The organism is Actinomycetospora sp., assembly GCF_055612215.1.
Map to the genome: position 1 here is coordinate 1 of NZ_JBVPVA010000175.1, position 5,316 is coordinate 5,316.

Sequence of the window (5,316 nt, forward strand, 5' to 3'; positions counted from 1 at the left end):
GATCTGCGACTCGAGCGTGGCGAACTCGGTGCGGGCGCGGTCGGCCCGGGCCTGGGCCTCGGTCAACGCGGACGACAGGCGCCCGATCTCGTCCTCCGCCGCCCGCGCGCGGCTGCGCAGGGCGCCGACCTGGCCGCTGAGGCGAGCCAGGCCCTCGCGGCGATCGGCGATCGCCCGCGCGGCGTCGCGCAGGCGCTGCTCCTCGCCCGCGAGGGCGCGCTCGGCCTCGCCGCGCGCAGTTGATATGTCTGCGAGCGCACCGCGGTCGGTCTCGAGTTGCTCGCTCAGTTCGGCCTGCTCGGCTCGGGTGCGCGCCGCCTCCGCGTCGAGCTCCTCCGGGTCGCGACCGGGGGCCGGCGGCTCCAGCGGATCGGACAGGTGGCGGTGGCGCTCTGCGGCGAGCGACGCCGTGCCGCGCAGGCGCTCGCGGAGGGAGCTGAGGCGATACCACGTCTCCTGCGCGGCGGCGAGGCGCGGGGCATCGCTGACCGACGCCTCGTCGAGTGCGGTTTCGCGAGCCTGCACCTGGGCGTAGTCCGACTCGACCGCCGCGCGGCGGGCCCGGATGAGCGTCTCGTCGGCCACCTCGCGGTCGAGGTCGCCGCGCAACGAGAGCAGGTCGTCCGCGAGCAGCCGCAGCCGCGCGTCGCGCCAGTCGGCCTGGATCACGGCGGCCCGCCGAGCGACCTCCGCCTGGCGGCCGAGGGGCTTGAGTTGGCGGCGAAGCTCGGCGGTGAGGTCCGTCAGGCGGGCGAGGTTCGCCGCCATCGCCTCGAGCTTGCGGAGCGCCTTCTCCTTGCGCTTCTTGTGCTTGAGGACGCCCGCGGCCTCCTCGATGAACGCGCGGCGCTCCTCGGGACGCGACTGGAGGATGGCGTCGAGCTGCCCCTGCCCCACGAGGACGTGCAGCTCGCGGCCGATGCCGGAGTCCGAGAGCAGCTCCTGGACATCGAGCAGGCGGCAGGAGCTGCCGTTGATCTCGTACTCGCCGGCCCCGGAGCGGAAGACCCGCCTGGTGATCGACACCTCGGCATAGGCGATGGGCAGGACGCCGTCGGAGTTGTCGATCGTCAGCGTCACCTCGGCACGGCCGAGCGGCGAGCGCCCCGACGTGCCGGCGAAGATGACGTCCTCCATCTTCCCGCCGCGCAGCGCCTTCGCGCCCTGCTCGCCGAGCACCCAGCTGATCGCGTCCACGACGTTGGACTTGCCGGAGCCGTTCGGCCCCACCACGCAGGTGATGCCGGGCTCGAAGCGCAGCGTCGTCGACGAGGCGAACGACTTGAAGCCCTTCAGGGTGAGGCTCTTGAGGTGCACGCCACCCCTCCCCCGGCTCACACGCACCCGACTCGCGCCGCGACGCTACGCGAGGCCCCCGACGGCGGGCCGGACAACCCGCACCGTGTGGTGACGATCCTGTTTCGGATCCCCCGGATCCCGGTGACCCGGACCCCATGACGACCACCGCGACGCACTACCTCGAGGTCAACGCTCCGGCCGACCGCTGCTACCAGTGGTGGCGCCCGCTGACCCACCTGCCCGAGATCCTCGACGACGTCGAGTCGGTCGAGCCCAAGTCGGGCAACGCCGACGTGACGCACTGGGTGGTCGAGGGCCCGCTCGGCAAGAAGATCGAGTGGGACGCCAAGATCATCGACGAGGAGACCGACCGCAAGATCGCCTGGAAGTCGCTCGAGGAGAGCAACAACCAGGTCGAGACCGGCGGCGCGGTCCGGTTCGACAACCACGGCGACTCCACCGGCGTCGAGGTCAGCCTCCACATCGAGCCCCCGGGCGGGAAGCTCGGCGAGCTGGGCGCCAAGCTGTTCGACGACCCGCAGAAGAAGATCGAGAAGGCCCTCCAGGAGTTCAAGCAGCTCATGGAGAAGTAGCACGCGTGCCCCGTGGGCACCGACCCGTCCTCGGGTCGGTGCCCACACGCATGTCAGCGCACGGTCCGCCGGGGCCGCCGTTGGCAGGTCGGGCACCAGTACGACGACCGGTTGGTGAACGCCGACCGCACGATCGCCGTGCCGCACCGTCGACACGGCTCGTCCTCGCGGCCGTAGACCGCGAGCGCACGCTCGAAGTACCCCCGGTCGCCGTGGACGTCGACGTAGAGCGCGTCGAACGAGGTCCCGCCGGCCGCGAGCGCCTCGCCCATCACCTCCGCGGCCGCCGCCAGCACCCGCCGGCCCTGCGGCCGGGTGAGCGTCGCCGTCGGACGCAGCGAGTGCAGCTCCGCGCGCCACAGCGCCTCGTCGGCGTAGATGTTGCCGATCCCCGAGACCACGGTCTGGTCCAGCAGCGCGCGCTTGAGCTCGGTCCGGCGCCGCCGGTAGGCCCCGACGGCCGCCTCCAGGTCGAACCGGGGGTCCAGCGGGTCGCGGCCGATGTGCGCGACCAGGGCCGGGACGCTCTCGCCGTCGGAGTCCACGGTGTCCACCGCGGTGAGCCCGCCGAAGGTGCGCTGGTCGACGAAGCGCAGCTCCGGGCCGTCGTCGTCGAACCGGACCCGCACCCGCAGGTGGGTCTCGTCGGGCCGGTCGGCGGGCTGGACGAGCAGCTGGCCGCTCATCCCCAGGTGTGCGAGCACCGCGCCGTCGGCCTCGCCGTCGGGTCCGGTGAGGTCCATCCAGAGGAACTTGCCGCGCCGGCGCGCCGCGGCGAGGGTCCGGCCGACCACGCGCTCGGCGAGCTCGGCGGCGCCGCCGGGCTGGCGGCGGACCGCACGGGGATGCATGACCTCGACGGCGGACACGGTGCGCCCGACGGCGTGGTCGGCGACGCCTCGGCGCACCACCTCGACCTCGGGCAGTTCGGGCAGCTCAGCCGCCGTCGGGCTCGGGGTCGGCGGAAGCGTCGTCATCGTCGGGCGCGTCGCCCGCCGAGAGCGCCTCGTAGGCGGCCTGCGCGGCCTTCTGCTCGGCGTCCTTCTTGGTGCGCCCGACCCCGACGCCGAGGTCGCGCCCGGCCACCACCGCCGTGGCCGTGAACTCCTTGGCGTGGTCCGGGCCCTCGTCGGTGATCCGGTACTCCGGCACGCCCCGGCCGGTGGCCGCCGTCAGCTCCTGGAGGCTCGTCTTCCAGTCGAGGCCCGCGCCCAGGCGTGGGGCGGCGTGCATCAGGTCGCCGAACAGGCGCAGGACGAGCGCACGCGAGACGTCGATGCCGTGCTGCAGGTGCACCGCACCGAGGATGGCCTCGACGGCGTCGCCCAGGATCGAGTCCTTGTCGCGCCCGCCGGTCATCTCCTCGCCGCGACCCAGGTACATGAGCTCGCCGAGGCCGAGCGTGCGCGCGACGCCCGCCAGGGCGTGCATGTTGACCACGCTCGCGCGGAGCTTCGCGAGCTGCCCCTCGGGCAGGTCGGGGTGCTCGCGGTAGAGCCGTTCGGTGACCGCCACGCCGAGCACGGAGTCGCCGAGGAACTCCAGGCGCTCGTTGGTGGGCAGCCCGCCCTGCTCGTAGGCGTACGAGCGGTGGGTCAGGGCGAGCGTCAGCAGCCCGGCGTCGACGTCGACGCCGAGCACGCGGCTCAACCGTGCGGCCGGGTCCCCACCCACCTCGTCCACCTGGTCCTGATCGTCGCGCCCGGTGGCGGGCGCGGGCGCCGTCGGGGGCACCGGCGGGATCAGGCCGGGGTGACGGCCCGGCGGCCGGCGTACTGGCCGCAGTGCGGGCACGCGACGTGCGGGGGCTTGGGCTTCCCGCAGGCCTTGTTCGGGCAGGCCGCGAGCGTGGGCTGCGACGCCTTCCACTGCGAGCGGCGGGCGTGGGTGTTGGCGCGCGACATCCGGCGCTTCGGGACGGCCACGGTGGTTCGACTCCCTATCGGCTTTGCTCTACTGCACGTTCTCGGTGCTGCCGCCGGCGAAACGCTCCTGCAGGGCGGCCCAGCGAGGATCGATTCTCTCATGCGTGGTCCCGGCCGGCACGAAGGCCCATGCCTCCTCGTCCGGCGACGGCACCCCCGGGCAGTCCTCCCGGCACAGCGGCGCGTTCGGCAGCTCGAGCAGGACGGCGTCGCGCACCGCCGGCTCGAGGTCGATCTTCTCGTCGACGATCCGGCTGACGTCGTCCTCGTCGGTCGTCTCGTCGGTGACCGAGTCCGGGTAGGCGTAGAGCTCGGTCAGGTCGACCTCGACGTGGTCGGTCACCGGGCCGAGGCAGCGCGAGCACTCCCCGACGACGTCCGCAGTGACGGTCCCGCTGGCGAGCACGCCCTCGACGACGGACTCCAGGCGCAGGTCGAGGTGGATCGGGTCGCCCGCGGGGACGCCGATCACCTCGAGGCCGAAGTCCGCGGGGGCGGGCACGTCACGCACCCAGGGCTTCATCGTGCCGGGACGCCGGGACAGTTCACGGGCGGTGTCCACGGTCCACGGGCTCGTCGCGTCCGGGACGGGGGTCTTGTCAGTAGTCATCTCGCCGTACTCCAACGTGCTCGGCGCAGGGACGTGTTCCCGACGGCGGCCGTCGTCACCGACGAGCGTACGGGCCGGGTTCAGGCGCTGGCGCGGTCGGGCCAGCGGGCCCCGTCGTCGGCACGGTCGTCGCGCTGGCCCGCGGCCGCACCGACCTGGCCGGTGCGCAGCTGGTGGCGGTGCCGCCCGACGGTGTCGAGGACCGACTCGAGGGTGTCGGTGAACTCCGCGAGCGCGGTGTCGACGTAGGTGTCGCAGTCGCTGCGCGCGCGGTGCGCGTCCTCCGCGGCCAGGTCGAGGATCCGGCCGGCCTCCTCGCGTGCGGCGAGGGTGACCTCGTGCTCGGAGACCAGGCGCTGCTGCTCGGCGCGCCCGTCGGCGACGGCGCGGTCGTAGCTCTGCCGCCCGGCCTCGGCCATGCGGTCGGCCTCGGCGGCGGCCCGGTCGGTGAGGTCGGCGTACTCGCGGCGGCCGCGGGACACGACGCGCTCCGCCTCGTGCTCGGCCTCGGCGATCATCTCCTGGGCCTGCTCGCGGGCCTCGGCGAGGATGCGGTCGGCCTCGGTGCGGGCGTCGGTCCGGGCCTTCTCGGCCTCCTCGGTCGCCTCGGCCACCAGCTGGTCGCGGTGGTCGAGCACGTCCTGGGCGTCGTCGAGCTCGCCGGGGATCGCCTCGCGGACGTCGTCGAGGAGCTCCAGGACGTCACCGCGGGACACGACGCAGCTCGTCGTCATGGGGACCCCGCGTGCCTCCTCGCAGATGGTCACCAGCTCGTCGAGCGCCTCGAACACCCGGTACACGTCGGCCACCTCCTGCGTTGACTCCGCAGGTCAGTGTGCGGCGCCCGCGCCCGGGGTCCGCGCATTCGCCCCCGCCCCGGCGTGTCCGC

General features: G+C 73.8%; 7 protein-coding genes. 1 reads left to right on the forward strand and 6 read right to left on the reverse strand.

Annotation, left to right across the window (positions count from 1 at the left end):
- A partial coding sequence (locus tag AC0CYZ_RS04860) for a chromosome segregation SMC family protein (protein ID WP_472212886.1) occupies positions 1–1,317 on the reverse strand: 1,317 nt, incomplete at its 3' end.
- A 137-nt stretch (positions 1,318–1,454) separates the two neighbouring features.
- On the opposite strand from AC0CYZ_RS04860, the gene AC0CYZ_RS04865 reads away from it, so the two are divergent.
- The gene (locus AC0CYZ_RS04865) at positions 1,455–1,892 is read left to right on the forward strand and encodes an SRPBCC family protein (protein ID WP_472212888.1); all 438 of its coding nucleotides are present in this window, start codon (positions 1,455–1,457) and stop codon (positions 1,890–1,892) included.
- 53 nt (positions 1,893–1,945) lie between these two features.
- On the opposite strand, the gene mutM is transcribed toward AC0CYZ_RS04865, so the two are convergent.
- The 5 genes from mutM to AC0CYZ_RS04890 form a co-directional block, all read right to left on the reverse strand.
- Positions 1,946–2,827: a bifunctional DNA-formamidopyrimidine glycosylase/DNA-(apurinic or apyrimidinic site) lyase gene (gene mutM / locus AC0CYZ_RS04870; protein WP_472212894.1), complete on the reverse strand. Its 882-nt coding sequence runs from the start codon at positions 2,825–2,827 to the stop codon at positions 1,946–1,948.
- A gap of 1 nt (position 2,828) precedes the next feature.
- Positions 2,829–3,575: a ribonuclease III gene (gene rnc / locus AC0CYZ_RS04875; RefSeq protein WP_472212896.1), complete on the reverse strand. Its 747-nt coding sequence runs from the start codon at positions 3,573–3,575 to the stop codon at positions 2,829–2,831.
- Between the two features lie 59 nt (positions 3,576–3,634).
- Entirely contained in the window at positions 3,635–3,817 is a 183-nt protein-coding gene (gene rpmF, locus AC0CYZ_RS04880) for a 50S ribosomal protein L32 (RefSeq protein ID WP_472212890.1), read from the reverse strand.
- 28 nt (positions 3,818–3,845) lie between these two features.
- Positions 3,846–4,427 carry a YceD family protein gene (locus AC0CYZ_RS04885; RefSeq protein WP_472212892.1) on the reverse strand — a complete coding sequence of 194 codons (582 nt, stop codon included), beginning with the start codon at positions 4,425–4,427 and terminating at the stop codon, positions 3,846–3,848.
- Between the two features lie 80 nt (positions 4,428–4,507).
- Positions 4,508–5,227 carry a DivIVA domain-containing protein gene (locus AC0CYZ_RS04890; protein WP_472212898.1) on the reverse strand — a complete coding sequence of 240 codons (720 nt, stop codon included), beginning with the start codon at positions 5,225–5,227 and terminating at the stop codon, positions 4,508–4,510.
- Positions 5,228–5,316 lie beyond the last annotated feature (89 nt).

Coding starts and splice junctions, on each gene's coding strand:
- AC0CYZ_RS04885 (WP_472212892.1), bottom strand. CDS start 4,427: ATGACTACTGACAAGACCCCCGTCCCGGACGCGACGAGCCCGTGGACC.
- AC0CYZ_RS04865 (WP_472212888.1), top strand. CDS start 1,455: ATGACGACCACCGCGACGCACTACCTCGAGGTCAACGCTCCGGCCGAC.